The sequence below is a fragment of the Micromonospora sp. KC213 genome, assembly GCF_004348325.1.
Taxonomy (GTDB): Bacteria; Actinomycetota; Actinomycetes; order Mycobacteriales; family Micromonosporaceae; genus Micromonospora.
Genome location: NZ_SMKF01000033.1, coordinates 12,332 through 33,122 on the forward strand (window position 1 = coordinate 12,332; position 20,791 = coordinate 33,122).

The following is a 20,791-nucleotide window of genomic DNA, read 5'->3' on the forward strand; positions in this document are numbered from 1 at the left end:
GTTGTCCCGCACGCCTGGTAGTCGCGAACGAAGGTGACCCATCATGAACAAGGTCCTGCTGGCCACCCGTAACCGCAAGAAGCTCGTCGAGTTGCAGCGGATCCTCGACGGGGCGCTCGGCGCGCACCGGATCGCCCTGGTCGGGTTGGACGACGTCGAGGAGTACCCGGAACTGCCGGAGAGCGGCTTGACCTTCGGCGAGAACGCCCTGATCAAGGCGCGGGAGGGTTGCCGGCGGACCGGCCTGCCGACCATCGCCGACGACTCGGGCATCGCGGTGGACGCGCTGAACGGTATGCCGGGGGTGTTCAGCGCCCGCTGGGCCGGCCGGCACGGCGACGACCGGGCCAACCTCCAGCTCCTGCTCGACCAGATCGCCGACCTGCCCGACGAGCACCGGGGCGCGTCGTTCGTCTGTACGGTCGTGCTGGTGCTGCCCGGTGGCAAGGAGCACCTGGTCGACGGCCGGCAGAGCGGTCGGCTGCTGCGCGCACCGCGCGGCGAGGGCGGCTTCGGTTACGACCCGATCTTCCTCGGTGACGGTCAGGAGCGGACCAACGCCGAGCTGACGCCGGACGAGAAGGACGCGATCAGCCACCGCGGGAAGGCGCTGCGCGAGCTCGCCAAGCTGGTCGCGAAGGTGCTGCCGTCGGCCTGAGCCAAGCCGAGCCGGTCCGGGGCGAGCCCACCTGGGTCGAGCCCGCGCCCGCCCCGGTCGCGTCGTGAGCCGGGGCGGGACAGGACCGGCTCACCCGAGCGGGCCGACCTCGCGTTCGATCGTCGTCCGCAGTTCCGGTCCGGTCAGCACCGTGCGGGCCGCCTCCAGCACCGGGGCGAGGAAGACGTCCGGGCCCGGCTCACCGGCGATCCCGCCCAGCGCGGCGACGGCCGCCCGGCCGGCCGGGGACGGCGTCAGCGGCGCGCGCAGCTGCAACCCGCGTACGGCGGCCAGCAGTTCCACCGCGAGCAAACTGGTCAGGTTGTCCAGCACGGTACGCAGCTTCTTGGTCGCCGCCCAGCCCATCGAGACGTGGTCCTCCTGCATGCCGCTGGTGGGCAGCGAATCGACCGACGCGGGCGCGGCGAGCCGGCGGTTCTCCGCGACGATGCCGGCGGCCGTGTACTGGGCGATCATCAGCCCCGAGTTGACCCCGGCGTCGGGGGACAGGAACGCCGGCAGGTCCCGGTTGCGGGCCACGTCCAGCAGCCGGTCGACCCGACGCTCGGCGATCGCGCCCACCTCGGCGGCGGCGATGGCCAGGTAGTCGGCGGCGAAACCGAGCGGTGCGCCGTGGAAGTTGCCGGTGGACTCGACCCGGCCGTCCGGCAGCACCACCGGGTTGTCCACCACCGACAGCAACTCGCGCGCCGCCACCGTCTCGGCGAAGTCGAGGGTGTCCCGGGCCGCGCCGGCCACCTGCGGCGCGCAGCGCATCGAGTACGCGTCCTGCACGGCGTGCGCCAGGTCGTCGCGGTGCGAGTCCATCACCGCCGAGTGCTGCAACAGCCGGTGGATGTTCGCCGCCGACGCGGCCTGGCCGGGGTGCGGCCGGATGGTGTGCAGCTCCGGCAGGAACGGCCGCTCCGAGCCGAGCATCGCCTCGATCGCCAGCGCCGCGGTCACGTCGGCCATGGTGAACAGGTGCCGGGCGTCGTGGATGGCCAGCAGCAGCATGCCGAGCATCCCGTCGGTGCCGTTGATCAGCGCCAGCCCCTCCTTGGCGGCCAGCGCGACCGGTGCCAGCCCGGCCCGGCGCAGCGCGTCGGCGGCGGGCACCCGCTCGCCGGCCGGGCCGAGCACCCAACCCTCGCCGAGCAGGACCAGCGCGCAGTGGGCCAACGGCGCCAGGTCGCCGGAGGCGCCGAGCGAGCCGTGCTCCGGCACCCATGGGGTGACCTCGTGGTTGAGCAGGTCGATCAGGGCGTCGGCGACCAGCGGGCGCACGCCGGAGCGGCCGAGCGCGAGGGAGCGTACCCGCAGCAGCATCATCGCCCGGACCACCTCGCGGGGCATCGGGGCGCCGATCCCGGCGGCGTGCGAGCGGATCAGCGCGTGCTGGAGTTCGGCCCGCCGCTCGGGTGCGACGAACGTGTTGGCCAGGGCTCCGAAACCGGTGGAGACGCCGTACACGGGGCGGCCGGCGGCCTCGATGCCGTCCACGATGGACCGGCTGGCCACCATCGCCTCGACGGTCGACGGGTCGAGGACGACCTTGGCGGCGCCGCGCGCCACGGCGAGCACGTCGGCGGGGGAGATCCCGGTGGGCTGGACAGTCACGTTCGTCATTGCGGCACTCCGTTGAACAGGACCTGGCGGATCAGGGGGACACCGGGCCGGTAGGCCAGGTGCAGGTGGGACGGGGCGTCGAGGATCATCAGGTCGGCCCGGGCGCCGGGCCGCAGCACCCCGACGTCGTCGCGGCGCAGGGCCCGTGCCCCGCCGGCGGTCGCCGCCCAGACGGCCTCCGCCGGGGTCATCCGCATCTCGCGTACGGCGAGCGCCACGCAGAACGGCATCGACGAGGTGTACGACGACCCGGGGTTGCAGTCGGTGGCCAGCGCCACGGTCACCCCGGCGTCGAGCAGCCGCCGCGCGTCCGGGTACGGCGACCGGGTGGAGAACTCCGCCCCGGGCAGCAGGGTGGCGAGCGTGGTGGTCACCGAACCGGACGTCCAGTCCACGGTGGTCGAGGCGAGGGCGTCGACGTCCGCGTCGGTCAGGTGGGTGCAGTGGTCGACGCTGGCCGCGCCGAGTTCCACCCCGAGCTGCACGCCCGGTCCGGGGCCGAGCTGGTTGGCGTGCACCCGCACGCCGAGCCCGGCTGCCTGTCCGCAGGCGAGGATCGCCCGGGCGTGGTCGACGTCGAACGCCCCCCGCTCGCAGAACACGTCGATCCAGCGGGCGTACGGGGCGGCGGCGGCGAGCATCGGCCCGCAGACCAGGCCCACGTAGTCGTCCGGCCGGTCGGCGTACTCGGCGGGGACGACGTGTGCGCCGAGGAAGGTGGTGTCCTCGGTGACCTCGGCGGCGATCCGCAGCGAGCGGGCCTCGTCGGCGACGGTGAGCCCGTACCCGCTCTTGATCTCGATGGTGGTGGTGCCCTGGCGCATGGCCTCGCCGCGCAGCCGGCGCACCGTGGCCCGCAGTTCGTCGTCGGAGGCCGCGCGGGTCGCGCCGACGGTGGTGCGGATGCCGCCCCCGGTGTACGGCTGGCCGGCCATCCGGGCGGCGAACTCGGCGGCCCGGTCCCCGGCGAAGACCAGGTGGGCGTGGCTGTCCACGAAACCCGGCAGCACCGCGCCACCCTCGGCGTCGATGCGCCGGTCGGCGGCGGGCGCGTCCCGGGCCGGCCCGATCCAGGCCACCTGTCCCTCCTCGACCAGCAGCGCGGCACCCCGGCGCAGGCCCAGCCGACCCTCTCCGTCGGCGGTGTTGGTGACCAGCTCACCGATGTTGTCCACCAGCAGACTGCCGGTGCCGCGGGCCGCCCGCCCGGCAGCCGGCAGCCGGCGTGCCCAGTCGTCGCCGGTCACCCGGTCACCTCCTCGACGGCGGCGTGCAGCTCGGCCGGGACGTCCACCGTCAGGTGCCGGCCGTCGCGCACCACCACCCGGCCGTCCACCACCACCTGCACGACGTCGGCGGCGGTGGCGGCGAAGAACGCCCCGACCGGCGGCACCCCGGCGGTGCGGGCGCTGTCGAGCCGTACGGTGACCAGGTCGGCACGCATCCCCACGGCGAGCTGACCGGCGTCGCCCCAGCCCAGCGCGGCGTGCCCGGCCACGGTGGCGGCGGTCAGCAGCTCGACGGACGTGAAATGCCCACGCCGCCGGGTGCGCAGCCGCTCGTCCAGCTCCACCGCGCGGGCCTCCTCGAACAAATCGACCACCGCGTGGCTGTCGCTGCCGAGGCTGAGCGGGCTGCCGGCCTCGGCCATCCGGCGGGCCGGGCCGATGCCGTCGGCCAGGTCCCGTTCGGTGGTGGGGCAGAGGCAGACGCCGGTGCGGCTCTCCCCGAGCAGCGTCACGTCCGCGCTCGTGGGATGGGTGGCGTGCACGGCGGTGGTGTGCCGGCCGAGCACGCCGTGGTCGGCGAGCAGCCGGGTCGGGGTGCACCCGTGCACCGCCCGGCAGGCGTCGTTCTCGGCGGGCTGCTCGGACAGGTGCACGTGCAGCGGCACGCCGTGCCGGTCGGCCCAGCCGGCGACCGTGGCGAGCTGTTCCGCCGGCACCGCGCGCACCGAGTGGATCGCCGCGCCGACCCGGGCGTGGTCGTCCTCCGGCGTGAACGCTTCGACCCGTTCCGCCCAGCGCAGCGCGTCCCCGTCGCCGAACCGCCGCTGCGGCCCGGCCAGCGGCGCACCGTCCACGGCGGAGGTCAGGTAGCAGGCGTCCAGCAGGGTGAGCCGGATGCCGGCGTGCGCGGCGGCCTCGACCAGCGCGGCGGACATTGCGTTCGGGTCGTCGTACGGGGTGCCGTCGGGGCCGTGGTGCAGGTAGTGGAACTCACCCACGCAGGTGACGCCGGCCTGCGCCATCTCGGCGTACGCGGCCCGCGCCAGGGCCAGGTACGAGTCCGGGTCGAGCCGCCCCGCCACCTCGTACATGACGTCCCGCCAGGTCCAGAAGTCACCCCGGCCGCCCTGGGTGCGCCCGCGCAGCGCCCGGTGGAAGGCGTGCGAGTGGGCGTTGGCCAGGCCCGGCAGGGTGAGGCCGGGCAGCCGCACCGCGTCGCCGAGCACCTCCACGCCGGCGGTCGGCCCGCCGGCGGTCAGCGGGGCCACGGCGGTGATCCGCCCCCCGTCGGTCTCGATCAGCACGTCGGGGGTGGGTTCGGCGTGGTCGGGCAGCCAGGCGTACTCGGCCAGCCATCTCATCGGCATGCCAGCTCCTCCAGCACCCGGGCCAGGGCCCGCACCCCGGCGGCGCAGTCGGCGTCGGTGGCGGACTCGGCGGGGGAGTGCGACACCCCGCTGGGATTGCGCACGAACAGCATCGCGGTGGGCAGGTGCGCGGCGAGCACCCCCGCGTCGTGCCCCGCCCCGGTGGGCAGCACCGGGGCGTCGAGCAGCCCGGCCAGCCGCTCGGCTAGCCCGGTGTCGAACGCCACCGGCGGGGTCGCCGACTCCTCGGTGCAGGTCAGCACGGTGCCGTCCCGTCGAGCCCGGTCGGCGGCCTTGGCCCGTACCGCCTCGACCAGGCCGCGCAGGGTCTCCGGCTCGGCGGCCCGGGCGTCCAGCCAACCGGTGACCGTCGACGGGATCGCGTTGGTGGCGTTCGGCGCGACCGCGACCCGGCCGATGGTGGCGTGCGCGTCCCGCAGCCGAGCCTCCTTGTTCGCGGCGAGCACCGTGAACGCGTACGTCAGCATCGGGTCGCGGCGGTCGGCCATCCGGGTCGTACCGGCGTGGTTGCCCTCGCCGTGGAAGTCGAACCGCCACCGTCCGTGCGGCCAGATCGCGCTGGCCACCGCGACCGGGGCGTCCGCGTCGACCAGCGCCCGGCCCTGCTCGACGTGCAGCTCCACGAAGGCGGTGAACCGGCCGAGCAGCCCGAGGTCGCCGCCCGCCGGCCGCTCGCCCAGCGCCTCGGCGAAACTGACCCCGGCCGCGTCGCGCAGCCCGGCCGCGCGGTCGACCGCGATCTGGTCGGTGAGCAGCCGCGACCCCAGGCAGGGTACGCCGAACCGGGCCCCCTCCTCCTCGACGAAGGCGGCCACCGCCACCGGCCGGACCGGGGCGGCCCCGGCGGCCCGCAGCTCGTCCACGGCGAGGAAGGCGCTGACGATGCCGAGCGGCCCGTCGTACGCCCCGCCGTGCGGCACCGAGTCGAAGTGGCTGCCGGTGAGCACCGCGTCACCTCCGGCGGGGTCGCCCCACCAGGCGAACAGGTTGCCGTTGCCGTCCCCGGTCACCGGCATGCCCCGCCGGTCGGCCTGGTCGCGGAACCACTCCCGCAGCCGCAGCTCCGGCTCGGTCAGCGCGTACCGCAGGTAACCGCCGCTGGCCGCGTCCCGCCCCACCGGGGCGATCTCGTCCCACAACCGCCGGAACCGGACGGCCAGCTCACTCATGATGCGCCTCACCCATCGGCACCCGCACGCCGGTGCGCCGCGCGACCTCGCGGGCGGCGTCGTAGCCGGCGTCGACGTGCCGGATCACGCCCATCGCCGGGTCGTTGGTGAGCACCCGCTCGATCTTCTGCCCCGCGAGGGCGGTGCCGTCGGCGACGCAGACCTGGCCGGCGTGGATCGACCGGCCGATGCCCACCCCGCCGCCGTGGTGCAGCGACACCCACGACGCCCCGCTGGCCGTGTTCACCAGCGCGTTGAGCAGCGGCCAGTCGGCGATCGCGTCGGAGCCGTCGGCCATCGCCTCGGTCTCCCGGTAGGGGCTGGCCACGCTGCCGCAGTCCAGGTGGTCCCGGCCGATCACCACCGGCGCGCTCAGCTCGCCGGAAGCGACCATCTCGTTGAACCGCACCCCGGCGACGTCCCGCTCGCCGTAGCCCAGCCAGCAGATCCGCGCCGGCAGGCCCTGGAAGGCCACCCGCTCGCCGGCCATCCGGATCCACCGGGCCAGGGACTCGTTCTCCGGGAACAGGTCGAGCACGGCCCGGTCGGTGGCGGCGATGTCGGCCGGGTCGCCGGAGAGCGCCGCCCAGCGGAACGGCCCCTTGCCCTCACAGAACAGCGGCCGGATGTACGCCGGCACGAAACCGGGGAAGTCGAACGCGCGGTCGTACCCGCCGAGGCGTGCCTCGCCCCGGATCGAGTTGCCGTAGTCGAAGACCTCCGCGCCCGCGTCGAGGAACCCCACCATCGCCTCGACGTGCTTCGCCATCGACGCCCGGGCCCGGTCGGTGAACTCGGCCGGCAACGCCTGCGCGTAGTCCCGGGCGTCGGCCAGCTCCACCCCCTCGGGCAGGTAGGACAGCGGGTCGTGGGCGCTGGTCTGGTCGGTGACGATGTCGATCTCGACGCCCCGGCGCAGCAGCTCGGGGAAGACCGTGGCGGCGTTGCCGACCACGCCGACGCTCAGCGCCCGCCGGTCCCGCTTCGCGTCGCGTACCCGCCGCACCGCGTCGTCCAGCGAGTCGGCCACCTCGTCCAGGTAGCGGTCGTGCACCCGGCGCTCCAGCCGGGTGCGGTCCACGTCCACGATCAGGCAGACACCGCCGTTCATGGTGACCGCCAGGGGCTGCGCCCCGCCCATCCCGCCGCAGCCGGCGGTGAGCGTCAGCGTCCCGGCGAGGCTGCCTCCGAAGCGTTTCGCGGCGACGGCGGCGAACGTCTCGTACGTGCCCTGGAGGATGCCCTGGGTACCGATGTAGATCCACGAGCCGGCGGTCATCTGCCCGTACATGGTCAGGCCGAGCTGCTCCAGCCGCCGGAACTCGGGCCAGGTGGCCCAGTCACCGACCAGGTTGGAGTTGGCCAGCAGCACCCGGGGCGCCCACTCGTGGGTACGCAGCACCCCGACCGGGCGGCCGGACTGCACCAGCATCGTCTCGTCGTCGCGCAGCTCGGTCAGCGTCCGCACCAGCGCGTGGTAGGACGGCCAGTCCCGTGCCGCCTTGCCGGTGCCGCCGTAGACGACCAGGTCGTCGGGGCGTTCGGCCACCTCCGGGTCGAGGTTGTTCATCAGCATCCGCAGGGCGGCCTCCTGCGGCCACCCCTGGGCGGTGCGCGCGGTGCCGCGCGCGGCGCGGACGGGCTGGTGCATTTTCGACTCCTCTCAGCCGAGGAACAACTGACGACGGGCGGCGGACGACTCGAACGCCTCCAGGCGGGCCTGCGTGTCGGCCGGTGCGGCGTCGCAGATCGCCTGGAGGACCACCATGGCCAGGGCCATCGGTGCGGTGTGCAGGTCGAAGACGAGACCGGTGCCGACGGCGGCGGGCAGCACCAGCGTGGCGTGGTCGGCGGCGGGGCTGACCGGCGAGTCGGTGATCGCGACGACGGTCAGGCCGGCGGCGCGGGCCTCCCGCAGCGCGTCGAACGTCTCCCGTGGGTAGCGGGGCAGGACGAAGGCGAGCAGGGCGCTCGCCCCGGCCGCCGCCGCCTGCTCCAGCCGGTCGGTGAGCAGGCTTCCGCCGTCGTCGAGCACCCGCACGTCGGGGTGCACCTTCGCGGCGAAGTAGGCGAAGTAGGCGGCCAGCGGCGCGGCGGCACGCAGCCCCAGTACCGGCAGCGGCCGGCTCACCGCCAGCAGCCGTCCCGCCTCGGCGATCCGACCCCGGTCGGCCAGCTCGCCGGCGAGCCGGTCCAGGTTGGCCATCTCGGCCCGGACCGCCTGTTGCAGCTCGTTGCCGTCGTCGCTGCTGCCGCCGCCGGTGGACCCGGTGGTCAGCTCGCGCAGCCGGCGGCGCAGCGCCGGGTAGCCGTCGTGGCCCAGCGCCATGGCGAACCGGGTCACCGAGGGCTGGCTCACCCCGGCCAGCTCGGCGACCTCGGCGGCCGACAGGTACGACACGGCGGTGGCGTGCTGCACCAGGCAGTGCGCGATGCGGCGCTGGGTGGGGGTGAGCCGCACGCCGTGGAACAGGTCGCGCACCCGTTCGGTCGGCACCGCCACGGCAGCGCTTTCATTCATGCGCAGACTCTATGCATGAAAACTTTCACCACGCAACTGTCCGGCCGGCGTTCCCGCCGGGCCCGCCAGGCATGCTTGTCGACGTGCGCTATCTGATTCCCCACCCCGACGCGGTGGCCGACCTCGCCGATCTCGACGTCGCGCTGCACGACGGCTCTCAGCCCGTCCCCGACAACCTGGAGGACGTCGAGTTCTTCGCGGTCCCGTACGGGGTCATCGATCCGCGCCTCTGCGAGCCGATCGCCCGGATGCCCCGGCTCGCCGTGGTGCAGACCGTGACCGCCGGCTACGACCATGTCCTGCCGTTTCTGCGACCCGGCCTGATCCTGGCCAACGGTCGGGGCGTGCACGACGCGGCCACCGCCGAGCTGGCCGTGGCGCTCACCCTCGCCGCCCGGCGCGGGCTGCCGGACTTCGTCCGCGCCGGTGACGAGGGCCGCTGGACCACGGGCTGGTCGACCGGGCTGGCCGACGCCCGGGTGCTGATCGTCGGGTACGGCTCGATCGGCGCGGCGATCGAGCGCCGGCTCGCCGGCTTCGAGGTGGAGATCAGCCGGGTGGCGCGGAAAGCCCGCCCCGGCGTACGGCCGGTCTCCGACGTCGCGGAACTGCTGCCGCAGGCGGATGTGGTCATCCTGGCCACACCGCTGACCTCGGAGACCGAGGGCCTGGTGGACAAGGATTTCCTCGCCCGGATGCCCGACGGCGCCCTGCTGGTGAACGTGTCCAGGGGGCGGGTGGTGGACACCGCGGCGCTGCTCGCCGAACTCGAGGCGGGCCGGCTGCACGCCGCTCTCGACGTCACCGACCCCGAGCCGCTGCCCGCCGACCATCCACTGTGGTCCGCGCCGAACGTTCTGATCAGCCCGCATGTCGGTGGCCTGACCGCCGCGTTGGCGCCCCGGGCCCGCCGACTCCTGGTCAACCAGGTCCGCCGGTACGCGACCGGCAAGCCGCTCACGAACGTCGTCATCGGACCGTAGCGACCTTGGCGGCGTCGATTGCGGCATCCTGCGGTGCCACGGCGTGCGGATGGCGCAGGATGCGGCAATCCGCGCCGCCGCACGGACGGGCGCGTCCTCTGTACCATCCCCTGGGCGGGTGAGCAGAGGAGTCAGCATGCAGCCGGAGGGGCCGTACAGGTTCACCGAGATGATGGGCGTCTGCCAGGTCGGCAAGGCCTGGTGGGCCGTGGACGGGCAGGACCGGCTGGTGACCGTCGCCGTGCTCGAACCGGTGGTGGCCGAGGACCCGGCCTGGCGGCGTGCGTTCGCCGGCATGGCCGACGCGCTGGCCGCGCCCGGTGGGGGCGGCCGGCCGTACCTGGCCGCCGACTTCGAGGCCACCGCGCCGTGGGTCGCGTACGTCGCCGACGGCAGCCCCGGCGCCGAGCACCTGTTCCGCGCGCTGGGCCACGAGATCCACGGCGAGCAGGCGACCGACGACGCCACCGTGGCGATGCACCAGGTGCCGCCGGTGCAGCAGGCACAGCCGATGCCGTGGGCGGTGCAGGGCGACCCAACCCAGGGGATGGCACCCCAGCCGGTGTCGCCGTCGCCGGTCTCCACCCCACCGCACCCGGTGTCGACCCCGCCGGTCTCCACCCCACCACACCAGATCTCGACGCCGCCGCACCCGGTCTCCACGCCACCACACCCCATTTCGACGCCGCCGGTGTCGCCGGCCTACCCCCGGCAGGACAGCGAGCCGCCGTACGACCCGTTCGATCCGTCGACCGGGCCCCGGATCGCCCCCGTACGCCCCGAACCCAAGCGGCGACGCGACTGGATCTCCGTCGCGGTGGCGCTGGTGCTCACCCTGGTCGCCGGCACCGCCGGGTTCTTCCTCGGGGGAGGTGGCGCCGACAAGACCGCCGCCCCGCCCGGGCCGTCGACCAGCCCGTCCCTGCCGCCGTACGAGGCGAAGCAGTTCGCCATCAACAAGGCGAAGTTCGAGGGCGAACTGGCACCGCTGGCCGAGCCGTGGCTGACCCGCCTCGGCGGCTGCGTGGTCTACGGGGAGGCCGGTGCCCCGAAGCTGCCGGCCGACGAGAAGCGGCACGTCTTCTGCAACTACGGCGGGGCGTGGCTGCACTTCGCGCTGCACCAGGGCCGCAAGCAGAAGGACACCGCCCGCGCGTACCGTCAGCAGCTCAACCTGGCCGGCGCGACGGTGGCGCCGGGGATGCGTGAGGCGACCCGGACGACCGGCGGGGTGACCGGCGCGAGCGGCAGCTACGTCGAGTACGCGTTCGAGGGCGACGGCGGCCGGCCCATCTGTGGCGTCTGGTGGGACCGGGACGACATCGAGGGTGCCTTCTACGTGGAGACCCTCTGCGAGGAGGGCGTCGGCGGCGACTGGGACGCCCTGCGGGACCTGTGGCGGCGGGGTAGCTGACCTGGCTGGTCAGCCCCGGCTGACCAGCGCGACCGGCTCGATCCCGTCAGTGACCTGCGCCACCCGGTAGTCGGCGAGCGCCTGCCGCCAGGCGTCCCGCTCCGCGCCGACGAGGTGCGAGCGGATCAACCAGACCCGGGCGTTGGCACCGCGCCGGCCGGCCAGTTCCACCGCCTGCTCGATGCCGCCGCGTACGCCGCCCGCGTCCTGGCCGCCGACCACGACCACGTCGGACCGGCGGGGCATCCTGACCGACCAGCCCACCGTGTTGCCGTACGGCGCGACCAGCTCGAGCGGCTCGCGCCGGGAGTAGAACGCGAAGCCGTACCAGGCCGCGTCGTTCATGACCACGACGTCGTTGCCCGCTCGGTGCTCGGCCACGTATTCGGTCGCCGACCGGATGTCCGTCACGGAGATGGCGGTGTAGTATAGCCCTGGTTCGTTGCCGTCGAACCGGTACCAGTGGCCGTTGCCGATGGCGTAGGGACCGATCAGCAGCGCGCAGACCGCAGTGGCCAGCACCGCCGGTCGGGCCCGGGGCAGCCGGTGGCCGAACCGCGTGACGGCAAGGTCCGCCAGTCCCGCGATCCCGACGCCGGCGACCGCCGCCGCCGCGACCAGCAGGAAGTGCGAGGTACGCAGTTCCAGCAGTGGGTAGAGCCCGGCGATCCCCAGCGTGCTCACCACCACCGGCAGCAGGACCACCGCCAGTGCGGTGGCGGGGCGCTCCCGGCGTACCAGGGTCACCGTGCCCGCGACGAGCGCCCCGGCGACGACCAGCCCGGGCGCACCGACCAGCGGGGACAGGTCGGCGAACCGGTCGCCAAGGTAGCCGGGCAGTTCCACCGGGTCGGGGAAGCTGTCGGCCCAGTACCGCACCATCGCCTCGTTCCGCCCCCGGGAGGAGATGCCGAGGTAGACGGCGGTGACGATGATCCCGGCGTTCGACCCGGCCAGGGACACCTCGACCACCCGGGACCACTGCCGCCGGCTCGCCGTGGTCAGCAACAGCGCGCCGAAAACGCACGGGCCGACGATCGCCGTCACGTGGCTGACCAGCATGGCCACCGCGACGGCGGCGGTGAGCACCCCGAGCCGTCGACGCGACCACGCCTGCTCGGCCCAGGAGACCAGGACGAGCAGGCACACCGCGACGGCGGCGTCGGCGGTGTACTGCTTGAGGTCGTGGCGGACCTGTTGGGCCGGCAGCAGCAGCACCACCAGGGCGCAGGCGACGCCCGCCACGATGCCCCGGCCGGCGGTCGGCCACCGCAGCGACCGGCCGAACGCGTACGCCCCGACGACCGCGAGCCCGTGGAACGCGAGCGGCACCACCCGCAGGTGGTCGGCGTCGGGCACCAGCCGCAGCAGGAAACTCCAGCCGACCGGGCTGGACGACGTGGTCACCGGCAGGTCGCCGAGCGGGAGCCGCACGGACAGCGCCACCCACGCCTCGTCGACCCAGTAGGGGGCGGACAGCATGGTCTTGACGTCGTGCACGACCAGGATCAGCTCGAGCAGGATCGCGACGGCAGCGGCGTCGCGGACGGTCGGGCGGGGCCTCGGCGCGGCGACCACGGCTGCGCCGGACCCGCTGACGTGCGCTGGTTCGAGGTGTGCGACCACGCGATCCCTATCCCGACTGGCGACCGGCCGGGCGTCACCCTAACCCACCCGGGCGAGCCTGATCTTTCCAGCGACGTGAGTGACGCCGACACACACCACCATGGGACAAAGCACCGCCACCGCGCTGAGCAGACACGCCACCAGCGTGTTGCCGACAGGCATGTCGGTGGCCACCGCGACGAGCGCCGCATAGAGCGCGGCCAGCACGGCGGCGACGGCGACGGCAACCTGATGAACAGCCGTCCGCTCTTCGCGGCAACCTCTCCGGCGACGTTGGCCGGCACGAACAGCATCGGCACCAACACGGCGCCCAAGCCGGCGGCAAGCAGCACCAGCAACGGCCCGGCGAGTGGCCCGCCGAGCGGCGCACCGGACAGCGAAGCGAACACCAACAGTCCGAAGTAGACAACGCCAGCCTCGACGACGAACACCAACCAGGCAGCACCGGCACCGGCAAGGTGTTGGGCGATTCTCCAGAACATGATGTCCCTTCGGGGTCGCGGTGTTCCGAGGCTACGCCCAAGCCGTGTCCGCGTAGGTGCCCTGGCATCCCGGACGGCGACAGCCGTCGCATCCCGGTACTTGACCAGGATTACGCTGCGAGAGTTCCGCGTTGGCGCCGCTGACCATCAGGGTGACCGGGGCGGGTCTCATCGCGCGGACGCCGACCCGGATGCCCTGTGCGACAGGCCGCTGTCATCAACGCACGAGCCAACTGGGGTCGACACAGCACGGCGGTGCTGTCCGCGTACTGATCCACGGCACCGACCGGCGGCAGCGCGGCCACCTCGGGATCGTCGACACGGGCCAGCAGAACGGCGGCGAACCGCCCAGCGTCGATGACCTGATACGGCCGGTCGAAGAACCGGCGTCGGGTGGCGTCGACCGGCGAAGCGATACCCAACCGGTTCTGCCAGTCGCCAACCTGTTCGTATGCGGAGCACAGCGCCGCCTGCCGTGCGGTGCCGCTGTCGGCGGTCAGCGCCGTATCGCAGGCAGCGGCGATGCCCGCCGTCTCCGGCAACGCGACAAACGCGGTGCCCAACCACTTGCTGTACGGCGGGTACCGACGAGCCAGCAGCAGACACAGCCGCATCACCTCGCGGACCAGGCGTGCCGCCACCACCCGGCTGCCCACCTCGTCGCCGGCCTCAGCGGCGCGGCCCACGAATGCCTCCTCCTCACCGATGCGCATCCACTGGCAGGCCAACACGTAGCGCCACACGTCGTCGGGATACCAGGAGAGTCGATCACGTAGGGCGCTCAACTCGCCGATACCGTCGTGGAACACCGCCCCGCCGATGACCTCGGCCAGCCGCTGCCCCGGCGTGGCCAGCCAATCCAGGACCGTCAGTTGGCGCCGCGCGTCGAAGCCGAGCTGCTCAGCACACCAGGTGCCGACATCGGTGACCACGATCCCGTGCGCTACCGGCCCGTCCGTCGCCGTCATCACCCGTACCCGCCGTCCGGCGGCTCGAAGTGGGTCGGCCACCCGCGAAACCGCTTCGGCAGCCTTGCCGCCAGCAGCGCCGAGATCGCCTCGCCGTACCGATCGACGTCGTCAACCGTCAGGAACAGCTCCAGGCGCGGTCCCCACTCATGGTCCACCGACCGTTCGGTGTCGAACCCGAGCACCTCCGACCCCGCTCCGAGCCGCGCCGCCGTGTACCGCAGACCCGGGCACGCCTCCTCCAGCAGCGGACGCACCGCCTCCGCGTAGAACAACCCGCACAGCTGCAACCCCGGCATGAACGACGCCCGCACCCAGTCACGGTATGGGCCAGCACATCGAGGCTGCCACCAGATTGCTGCCCTGCTGTGGTACCGAAACAAGGTGCCGATCTTCGATATCGGTGATGGTGACGATCCGCCAGCGCGCATGTCACTGGTGCCGAGAGAACTTACCGGCGGTGCCCGTTCAACGTGCCGGAATCACGCTGCTCAAGCGTGGAAGGTGCCGGCCTTGATGCCCCGGACGAAGCCGGCCCACTGGTCGGTGGTGAAGGACAGCACCGGCCCCTGCCGGTCCTTGCTGTCGCGGACCATGACGACCTCAGGCGGTACGGCAACCTCGACACAGTTGCCGCCCCCGTTGCTTCGGGTGCTTTTCTTCCAGGTGAGGGTGGTCATGTCAGTTCCTCCGCGATTGATGCGATGAGTTTGCGGGACTGCGCTTCGCTCAGTGCCGGCTTTTCCATGCTGGCCCACGCCTCGTCGTACGTGGCGACCTCGCCGGGTTTGTCGAGGTAGAGAGCGCCGGTGAGGCTGTCGGAGTAGACGATCGAGGGCTCGGCTCCCCCGTCGAAGTCAAGGATCGTGAACGTGCCGCTGGACATGTTGCCTCGGTGCAGGCCCGCAGAGAACGGGACTACCCGTAGCGAGACATTCGGCTGCCGGCTGACGGTGACCAGGCGTTGTAGTTGGTCCGCGTCCACGCCCCGCCGCAAGACAACCTCGTCGAGCAATACGTCGAACTGCGGGGCGCGCGGCGCGGCGCGGGTCAGGAGCGCCTGTCGACCAAGACGTACGGCTACGCCTCGCTCGATCTCTTCCCGGGTCATTTCTGGACGCGCGACCTCGTAGACGAGCGTGGCGTACGCCTCGGTCTGCAAGAGGCCGGGAACAAGCTGCGCCTCGTAGGTGCGGAGACGAGCCGCGGCGGCCTCGAGACCTACGTACAGCTCGAACCACTCGGGAATGGCATCACCGTAGGAGTGCCACCAGCCACGTCCCTTCGTCTCCTTGGCGAGCCCCATCAGGGCCTCAGTGAGTTCTGGTGACGCTCGGTAAACCCGGCACATTGCTTCGACGTCAAGGGACCGCATCGAGGTAGCGCCGGTCTCGATGCGCCAGATCTTCGGTGTCGACCACTCCAACGCGTCGGCTGCCGCCTTGACCGTCATCCGCGCTTCCTCGCGGAGCTGCCGCAGATACCGCCCGAGCTGACGCCTCGGGACTGTTGAGCCGGTGTCCGTCGTCACTGACTACTCCCTCTCCGTGACTACATACCGGGCGGAGTCTGCGCTCGATATGTAACACCTGTCGGCCACGCTTAGCAATGAAGTCTATCAAGATGAAAGATTCTCTTTCGTTTCATCCAAAATGTAATATTGCATAGGCGGTCCTGGCGGTGAACCATGGCACCGGGTGTGGTGGTCGGATGACCGTTCGTGGCCCGGCTGCCATGCCCCTCATCTCAAGGAGGGGCAGATGGACAGGCGCGTCACCTACGACCAGTACGTCATCGCGGTGGCCCTGACCCTGGCGCGTAGGCATCGGCCGGTCTGGTCGTGGCGGAAGGTTCGGCGGGTCTGTCGATGTGGGACTGACCTGCCCTGCCATGCGAGACACCGCATCCCGATCAATCGCGGGCACTGGCCGGGGGAGGTGTGATGACGACGCATGGCCCGGTCCTGCCGATCTGGACGTGCGCGGGGTGTGGTGCCCCCTGGCCCTGCCGTACCCGCCGTCGCGAGTTGCTGGCCGAGTACGACCAGGCCCCGCTGTCCCTCGCGCTCTACCTGGGTTCGTGCCTGGTGTCCGCCACACAGGACATGGGCTGGGCTCCGGCTGGCCTGCTGCATCGCCGGTTCCTCGGGTGGCTGCCGTGAAATCCGGTGACCTGCTCTACGTGACCAGGGATGCCAGCGTGCAGTTCGTCCGCCCGATCCACTTCCGGCTGATCCGGGTACTCGACTGGATCACCTACGACGGGTGGATCTGGCTCGACGGCCACCAGCTCAACGCCAGGGGCAGCGGTGGCCCGACGGTCGATCTTCGTACGGAAGTCCGGACTGCGGGTCGCCCCGCCACCCGCCATCGGGAAACTGGGGCGACAGCGGCGACGTACTTGATGAGCAGTTGGTCGGTAGAGAGCGAAGGCGTCGGCGCGGTTGTGAAGCCGCGCCGAACGGTACCGCGTGGTACAGTGCGGTACATGACCAGGATTACGCTGCGAGAGTTCCGCGACGGAGCAGGCCGGGTGCTGGATGCGGTCGAGCGAACCGGCGAACCGGTCATCATCACCAAGTACGAGAGACCCGTCGCCGTGCTGATCGGCATCGACGAGTGGGAAGAGATCGAGGCGTTCCGAGACCGCAGGGACGCTGCGGTGATTGCCCGCTCCCGGGCCGAGGGGCAGTTCGTGCCGCTGTCAGCGGCCCTGGAGTCGCTCGGGGTCGATCCACGCGAGGTTGAGGCGCTGCTGGCCGAGCGGGCCAACGGTGAGGCGGCGTGAAGGTTCAGATCGACCGGGACGTGCTGGTTTGGCTGCACAAGCAGCCACGCAACGTCTTCCTGACCGTCCTGAGCGCGATCCTCGGTCTGGTCTCCGATTCTGCACCGCAGAACTCGACCGAGATGCGTGACGGTTCCGGGCGTCGGTTGCGCGTCGGTGACTATCGTGTCCTCTACCGTCTGGACGACGACGAGTTGACCATTCACGCTGTCGGGCACCGCAAGGACGTTTACTCGTAACGCACGTCAGCCCCCCCACCGCCCGCCATCGGGAAACCGGGGCGACAGCGGCGATCCAGGTGCCGCTGATCGGACCCGAACGGGCGCGGAACACACCGGACCGTCGATCACGGGCCGCCGGGCACCGGCTGTCGGCAGGCGGTGACTGATCCGTACGATCGCACGGTGCGAGAGTCTGCCGCAGTCAAGCTTGTCCGTATCGTCGGTGGTGCCGGACTGGCCGCTCTGGCGGTCGGGTTCCTGGTGGCGGGCAGGTGGCAGTTCGCGCTCGCGGTCGGTGTCGGCGCCCTGCTCGGCTGGGTGCTCTGCGAGCCGGTCCGGATCACCTGGGCCGCCCTGGTCATCGCCTTCACCGTTCCGGTGACCATCGACCCCGGCTACCCGACGAACCCCACGTACGCCCTGCTGCTGGTCCTCTTCGTCCTCGCCGGCTGGGGCCGGGTGCTGCGCGCCGAACGGGACGGCTGGCAGCCGAAGCTGATCGGCGTGGCGCTGCTGCTGCCGGCGTGCGCCGTGCTCGCCGGGATCGTCCACTGGCACAGTGCCAAGCCGGTCGTCGTCGGCCTCGCGCCGCTGTTGTGCTACGGCGTACTCGGTTGGCACCTGGTGGAGGAGGCCCGCCGTGAGCCACGGACGATCCGGCGGATCGCGGAGGCGCTCACCTGGTTCAGCGTCGCCGTCGCCGTCTTCGCGAAGTACCAGACCCTGTCCCGCAGTTGGCCGATCTTCGACCAGTTCGCCTACCACTGGACGTACACCTCCGCCTTCGACAACACCCGGGCGGTGGGGCTCTCGGGGCACCCCATCATCTACGGCACCTTCGCGATGGCGATGGCGCTCGTCGCGCTGACCCTGCGCGGCCGGTTCTGGTACGTCCCGTTCACCGCCAACCTGGTGGGGCTGGTGCTCTCCGGCACCCGCAGCGCCTGGGTGGGCATGGTCCTCGCCCTCGCCGCCTGGCTGTTCTTCCGGTGGCGGAACCTCTCCCTGCGGGGAGTGGGCAGTGCGGTCGCCGTCGGCGCGGTCGCCTACGCGGCCGTGGCCGTGGCCCCGTCCTTCTTGACTCCTGCCGTACCCGAGCCGGCATCCAACGTGGCCGCCCCCGCACCGACCTCGGCGGCTCCGGCACCCACGCCCGCGGCCTCCACGCCCCCATCGGCGACCGCCAAGCCGAGGTCTGCGGCCCCCGCGCGGACGTCTGCGGCTCCGACCCGGACGTCGGCGGCCCCCACGCGGACGTCGGCGGCTCCGGCACCTTCCTCGAATGCCCCCGCGCCCGAGTCCGAGGCCGCCGTCACCCAGGGGCCCGCGCCGAGCCCCAGCGCGCCCGTCGACGCGGTCGACGTGGCGGGGTCGAGGATCTCCGACCCGGCCAGCGCGGGCGCGCGTTTCACCCGGATGAGCGTCGTCTGGGACGGCATCACCCGGGACTGGTCCACCGTCGTCTTCGGCAACGGCCCGGAATCCAACGTGCGCTACCTGGAGCACGTCGGCATCGGCGACGGTCAGGCCGAGGTCTTCGACAACACGTACCTGACCTTCTGGTACAACTTCGGCCTCATCGGCCTGGCCGCCCTGCTGTCCCTGCTGGTGGTGCTCTACCGGCACCTGCGGTCGGTGCCGGCCCGCGTCCTGCTGGTGGGCTTCTCGGCGCAGGTCTTCTTCTTCGACGTGTGGCTGTGGCCGGGGGCGGTGGCCGTGGCGCTGCTGGCGGTGGCGCTGGGCGCGGCGGATCACCCGTCGCTGACCGCCCGGCCGCTGCCGGCCCTCGGCGGGCGTCGCCGCAGCCCGGCGAACCCCGGCGCGGCGACCGCCCCCGCGTTTCGGTGAGCCCCGGCCCGGCAGCAGCTCTCGTGCTCCGGTGAGCGTCGGCGTCCGCCCCTGCGGACGGACGCCGAGCGGCCAGGTCAGCCCACGGTGGTCGGATCGGGCGCGGCCGACGGCCGGGGCACCGGCGACCCGATCAGCCGGGCCGCCTGCCGGTGCCGTCGGACGGCCGGCGGCAACCCGAACAGGAACTCGGGGAACATGCCGAAGAAGGTCCGGGCGCTGCGCAGCTCCAGGCTGTGCGCCCGCGACCAGCGCAGCGAGTTCGTGGCGCGGGCCCAGTGATGCGTCCACCGCACGTCGCCCAGCAACACCACCGGCAGGTCGTTGCGCCACGCCCGCAGCCCGAGTTCGTGGTCCTCGTAGTAGAGGAAGAAGCGCTCGTTCCAGCCGCCCAACCGGACCAGGTCCGCGGTGCGGCCGGCGACCGCCGCGCCCATCACCCAGGCCACGTAGCGCGCCTCGCCCGGTTCCGCCACCATCCGGTACCCGGCGTGCAGGCGGGACAACGGCCAGACCTTGCGGTTGCCCAGCTTCGCCGTGGCGTACGGGAAGCCCCGGCCGTTGGGCTGCGGCACGCCGTCGGAGGCGAGCAACTGCGGAGCGACCAGGCCGCCGTGCGTGTCGAGATGCCGCCGCAGCACGTCGAGGCCGTCCGGCCGGACCTCCAGGTCAGGGTTGGCGAACAGGACGTAGTCGCCGGTGACCTCGCGCAGCGCGGCGTTGTTGGCCCGGGCGAAGCCGACGTTCTCCGGCAGCCGGATCACCCGCGCGCCCAACTCCTGCGCCGCCGCGACCGAGTCGTCCGTGGAGCAGTTGTCCACCACGATCCACTCGTACGGCTTCGGGCCGGCACGCCAGCAGCGGCGCAGCGTCTCCGCCGAGTGGTAGCTGACCGTCACGACACTCCACCGGTGTCCCGCCATCACGCTCTCCGAACTGTCAGATAGCCGTACAGGGTGGCGAAGCCGAACCGCTCGCCCCGCCACTGGCGGCGGGCCGCCGGCCCCTCCCGCAGGCCGCGTCCCACCCCGCGCAGGAACGGTCGCAGCAGGCCCTGTCGGGCCCGCCGGGCGGCCAGCGCGAGATGCGCCACCGCGAGGACCGGCACCGCGACGAGCATCAGCGGCCAGGTGAAGGTGCGGGCCGCGACCAGGAGCCGGTTGCGGGCCAGCAGGAAGGCCCGGAACCCCTGGAGCCGGTCGTCGCCGTCGACGCTGTGGCCACCGGCGTGCGGAAGCATCACGTCGATCGTCCGGGTGCGTACGCCGGCGGCGTAGAGCCGGAAGGCCAACTCGGCGTCCTCACCCCAGGCGAACAGGTGCTCGTGGAACCCCCCGAACCGTCCGAACAGCTCGGTGGGGAACACCGCCGCGCCGCCCGAGGGACCGAGCGGAGCCCGCGACATCGTGGCGGGACGGTCGATGAACAGCGAGACCGGATGCAGGTCGATGCCGGCGTACTCGCCGCCGTGCATGGCCAGACCCACCGCGACGGGGGCGTCGGGATCCGCCGCGATCGCGGCGCAGACGCGGGCCAGCGCGTCGTCGGGCAGCCAGACGTCCGGGTTGAGCAGCAGGACGTGACTCGTCCGCGCGGCGGCCACCGCCCGGTTGCAGCCGGCGGCGAAGCCCGGGTTCGACGAGTCGGGCAGGTAGTCGTACCGGTCGGTGTCCAGGCAGCCGTCGATCACCTTCGCGCAGCCGTCCTGCGGCCAGTTGTCGGCGAAGACGAACCGCACCGGGAGCCCCTCGGCGGCGCGCACCCAGGTGGGGAGCGTGTCGGCGAGCACCTGGGCGGACCGGTAGAGCACCGTGACGATGGTCAGTTCCTGCGCCACCCGGGCACCGCCTTCCGTTGCCTGCTCAGCT

The 20,791-nt window shown here is 72.6% G+C and carries 21 protein-coding genes and 1 pseudogene; 9 read left to right on the plus strand and 13 right to left on the minus strand.

What is annotated here, in order from left to right:
• The first annotated feature begins 43 nt into the window (after positions 1–43).
• Positions 44–658 (plus strand): RdgB/HAM1 family non-canonical purine NTP pyrophosphatase, encoded by a 615-nt coding sequence (gene rdgB / locus E1166_RS10160; RefSeq protein ID WP_132337861.1) that lies wholly within the window; start codon positions 44–46, stop codon positions 656–658.
• Between the two features lie 90 nt (positions 659–748).
• On the opposite strand, the gene hutH is transcribed toward rdgB, so the two are convergent.
• From hutH to E1166_RS10190, 6 genes are read right to left on the minus strand one after another with little or no spacing between them, the layout of a single operon-like run.
• Positions 749–2,287, minus strand: coding sequence for a histidine ammonia-lyase (hutH, locus tag E1166_RS10165; protein WP_132337863.1), 1,539 nt, complete (start codon positions 2,285–2,287; stop codon positions 749–751).
• Complete coding sequence (gene hutI / locus E1166_RS10170; protein ID WP_132337903.1) at positions 2,284–3,507, minus strand: imidazolonepropionase; 1,224 nt, start codon at positions 3,505–3,507, stop codon at positions 2,284–2,286. The genes hutH and hutI overlap by 4 nt, the downstream gene beginning before the upstream one ends.
• A gap of 23 nt (positions 3,508–3,530) precedes the next feature.
• Entirely contained in the window at positions 3,531–4,883 is a 1,353-nt protein-coding gene (locus E1166_RS10175) for a formimidoylglutamate deiminase (protein WP_132337865.1), read from the minus strand.
• A complete protein-coding gene (locus E1166_RS10180; protein ID WP_132337867.1) occupies positions 4,874–6,073 on the minus strand; it encodes an allantoate amidohydrolase in 1,200 nt (399 codons plus the stop codon). Before E1166_RS10180 ends, E1166_RS10175 begins: the two co-directional genes overlap by 10 nt.
• Positions 6,066–7,724 carry a urocanate hydratase gene (gene hutU / locus E1166_RS10185; RefSeq protein WP_132337869.1) on the minus strand — a complete coding sequence of 553 codons (1,659 nt, stop codon included), beginning with the start codon at positions 7,722–7,724 and terminating at the stop codon, positions 6,066–6,068. The genes E1166_RS10180 and hutU overlap by 8 nt, the downstream gene beginning before the upstream one ends.
• Positions 7,725–7,736: 12 nt before the next feature.
• Positions 7,737–8,594 carry a MurR/RpiR family transcriptional regulator gene (locus E1166_RS10190; protein ID WP_132337871.1) on the minus strand — a complete coding sequence of 286 codons (858 nt, stop codon included), beginning with the start codon at positions 8,592–8,594 and terminating at the stop codon, positions 7,737–7,739.
• Positions 8,595–8,677: 83 nt separating this feature from the next.
• Between E1166_RS10190 and E1166_RS10195 the strand changes: the two genes are divergently transcribed.
• Positions 8,678–9,577: a 2-hydroxyacid dehydrogenase gene (locus E1166_RS10195; RefSeq protein WP_243710281.1), complete on the plus strand. Its 900-nt coding sequence runs from the start codon at positions 8,678–8,680 to the stop codon at positions 9,575–9,577.
• 136 nt (positions 9,578–9,713) lie between these two features.
• The gene (locus tag E1166_RS10200) at positions 9,714–10,991 is read left to right on the plus strand and encodes a hypothetical protein (RefSeq protein WP_132337905.1); all 1,278 of its coding nucleotides are present in this window, start codon (positions 9,714–9,716) and stop codon (positions 10,989–10,991) included.
• A 9-nt stretch (positions 10,992–11,000) separates the two neighbouring features.
• Here the strand turns inward: E1166_RS10200 and E1166_RS10205 are convergent, their stop codons facing one another.
• The gene (locus E1166_RS10205; RefSeq protein ID WP_132337875.1) at positions 11,001–12,617 is read right to left on the minus strand and encodes a hypothetical protein; all 1,617 of its coding nucleotides are present in this window, start codon (positions 12,615–12,617) and stop codon (positions 11,001–11,003) included.
• Here E1166_RS10205 and E1166_RS30850 point away from each other — a divergent pair.
• Positions 12,591–13,022: a hypothetical protein gene (locus tag E1166_RS30850; protein ID WP_165944306.1), complete on the plus strand. Its 432-nt coding sequence runs from the start codon at positions 12,591–12,593 to the stop codon at positions 13,020–13,022. The genes E1166_RS10205 and E1166_RS30850 overlap by 27 nt on opposite strands.
• A gap of 187 nt (positions 13,023–13,209) precedes the next feature.
• Here E1166_RS30850 and E1166_RS10215 read toward each other — a convergent pair whose 3' ends face one another.
• From E1166_RS10215 to E1166_RS10225, 4 genes are all read right to left on the minus strand, one after another.
• Positions 13,210–14,067, minus strand: a complete 858-nt coding sequence (locus E1166_RS10215) for a DUF4037 domain-containing protein (protein WP_243710282.1) — start codon at positions 14,065–14,067, stop codon at positions 13,210–13,212.
• Positions 14,067–14,381, minus strand: coding sequence for a hypothetical protein (locus E1166_RS31920; protein WP_243710283.1), 315 nt, complete (start codon positions 14,379–14,381; stop codon positions 14,067–14,069). Before E1166_RS31920 ends, E1166_RS10215 begins: the two co-directional genes overlap by 1 nt.
• 177 nt (positions 14,382–14,558) lie before the next feature.
• Positions 14,559–14,747 carry a DUF397 domain-containing protein gene (locus E1166_RS10220; protein ID WP_132337877.1) on the minus strand — a complete coding sequence of 63 codons (189 nt, stop codon included), beginning with the start codon at positions 14,745–14,747 and terminating at the stop codon, positions 14,559–14,561.
• On the minus strand, positions 14,744–15,598 hold the full coding sequence (locus tag E1166_RS10225; protein ID WP_132337879.1) for a helix-turn-helix transcriptional regulator: 855 nt from the start codon (positions 15,596–15,598) through the stop codon (positions 14,744–14,746). The genes E1166_RS10220 and E1166_RS10225 overlap by 4 nt, the downstream gene beginning before the upstream one ends.
• Positions 15,599–16,009: 411 nt before the next feature.
• On the opposite strand from E1166_RS10225, the gene E1166_RS10235 reads away from it, so the two are divergent.
• From E1166_RS10235 to E1166_RS10255, 5 genes and pseudogenes are all read left to right on the plus strand, one after another.
• On the plus strand, positions 16,010–16,228 hold the full coding sequence (locus tag E1166_RS10235) for a hypothetical protein (protein WP_132337883.1): 219 nt from the start codon (positions 16,010–16,012) through the stop codon (positions 16,226–16,228).
• Positions 16,216–16,471 (plus strand): annotated as a pseudogene (locus tag E1166_RS10240) (hypothetical protein). Before E1166_RS10235 ends, E1166_RS10240 begins: the two are co-directional and overlap by 13 nt.
• An 83-nt stretch (positions 16,472–16,554) precedes the next feature.
• Positions 16,555–16,854 (plus strand): type II toxin-antitoxin system Phd/YefM family antitoxin, encoded by a 300-nt coding sequence (locus tag E1166_RS10245; protein WP_207914147.1) that lies wholly within the window; start codon positions 16,555–16,557, stop codon positions 16,852–16,854.
• Positions 16,851–17,093 carry a type II toxin-antitoxin system RelE/ParE family toxin gene (locus E1166_RS10250; RefSeq protein WP_132337885.1) on the plus strand — a complete coding sequence of 81 codons (243 nt, stop codon included), beginning with the start codon at positions 16,851–16,853 and terminating at the stop codon, positions 17,091–17,093. The genes E1166_RS10245 and E1166_RS10250 overlap by 4 nt, the downstream gene beginning before the upstream one ends.
• A gap of 165 nt (positions 17,094–17,258) precedes the next feature.
• The gene (locus E1166_RS10255) at positions 17,259–18,923 is read left to right on the plus strand and encodes an O-antigen ligase family protein (RefSeq protein ID WP_132337887.1); all 1,665 of its coding nucleotides are present in this window, start codon (positions 17,259–17,261) and stop codon (positions 18,921–18,923) included.
• Positions 18,924–19,000: 77 nt separating this feature from the next.
• Here the strand turns inward: E1166_RS10255 and E1166_RS10260 are convergent, their stop codons facing one another.
• Both E1166_RS10260 and E1166_RS10265 read right to left on the minus strand, forming a co-directional pair.
• The gene (locus E1166_RS10260; RefSeq protein WP_132337889.1) at positions 19,001–19,846 is read right to left on the minus strand and encodes a glycosyltransferase family 2 protein; all 846 of its coding nucleotides are present in this window, start codon (positions 19,844–19,846) and stop codon (positions 19,001–19,003) included.
• Positions 19,846–20,760 (minus strand): glycosyltransferase, encoded by a 915-nt coding sequence (locus E1166_RS10265; RefSeq protein WP_132337891.1) that lies wholly within the window; start codon positions 20,758–20,760, stop codon positions 19,846–19,848. Before E1166_RS10265 ends, E1166_RS10260 begins: the two co-directional genes overlap by 1 nt.
• Between the last annotated feature and the right edge of the window lie 31 nt (positions 20,761–20,791).

Excerpts from the sequence above, each read along its gene's own strand:
- E1166_RS10220 (WP_132337877.1), bottom strand. The coding sequence starts at position 14,747 with ATGACCACCCTCACCTGGAAGAAAAGCACCCGAAGCAACGGGGGCGGC.
- E1166_RS10215 (WP_243710282.1), bottom strand. The coding sequence starts at position 14,067 with ATGACGGCGACGGACGGGCCGGTAGCGCACGGGATCGTGGTCACCGAT.
- hutH (WP_132337863.1), bottom strand. The coding sequence starts at position 2,287 with ATGACGAACGTGACTGTCCAGCCCACCGGGATCTCCCCCGCCGACGTG.
- E1166_RS10235 (WP_132337883.1), top strand. The coding sequence starts at position 16,010 with ATGACGACGCATGGCCCGGTCCTGCCGATCTGGACGTGCGCGGGGTGT.
- E1166_RS10190 (WP_132337871.1), bottom strand. The coding sequence starts at position 8,594 with ATGAATGAAAGCGCTGCCGTGGCGGTGCCGACCGAACGGGTGCGCGAC.
- rdgB (WP_132337861.1), top strand. The coding sequence starts at position 44 with ATGAACAAGGTCCTGCTGGCCACCCGTAACCGCAAGAAGCTCGTCGAG.
- E1166_RS10245 (WP_207914147.1), top strand. The coding sequence starts at position 16,555 with ATGACCAGGATTACGCTGCGAGAGTTCCGCGACGGAGCAGGCCGGGTG.
- E1166_RS10175 (WP_132337865.1), bottom strand. The coding sequence starts at position 4,883 with ATGCCGATGAGATGGCTGGCCGAGTACGCCTGGCTGCCCGACCACGCC.
- hutU (WP_132337869.1), bottom strand. The coding sequence starts at position 7,724 with ATGCACCAGCCCGTCCGCGCCGCGCGCGGCACCGCGCGCACCGCCCAG.
- E1166_RS10260 (WP_132337889.1), bottom strand. The coding sequence starts at position 19,846 with ATGGCGGGACACCGGTGGAGTGTCGTGACGGTCAGCTACCACTCGGCG.
- E1166_RS10180 (WP_132337867.1), bottom strand. The coding sequence starts at position 6,073 with ATGAGTGAGCTGGCCGTCCGGTTCCGGCGGTTGTGGGACGAGATCGCC.
- E1166_RS10200 (WP_132337905.1), top strand. The coding sequence starts at position 9,714 with ATGCAGCCGGAGGGGCCGTACAGGTTCACCGAGATGATGGGCGTCTGC.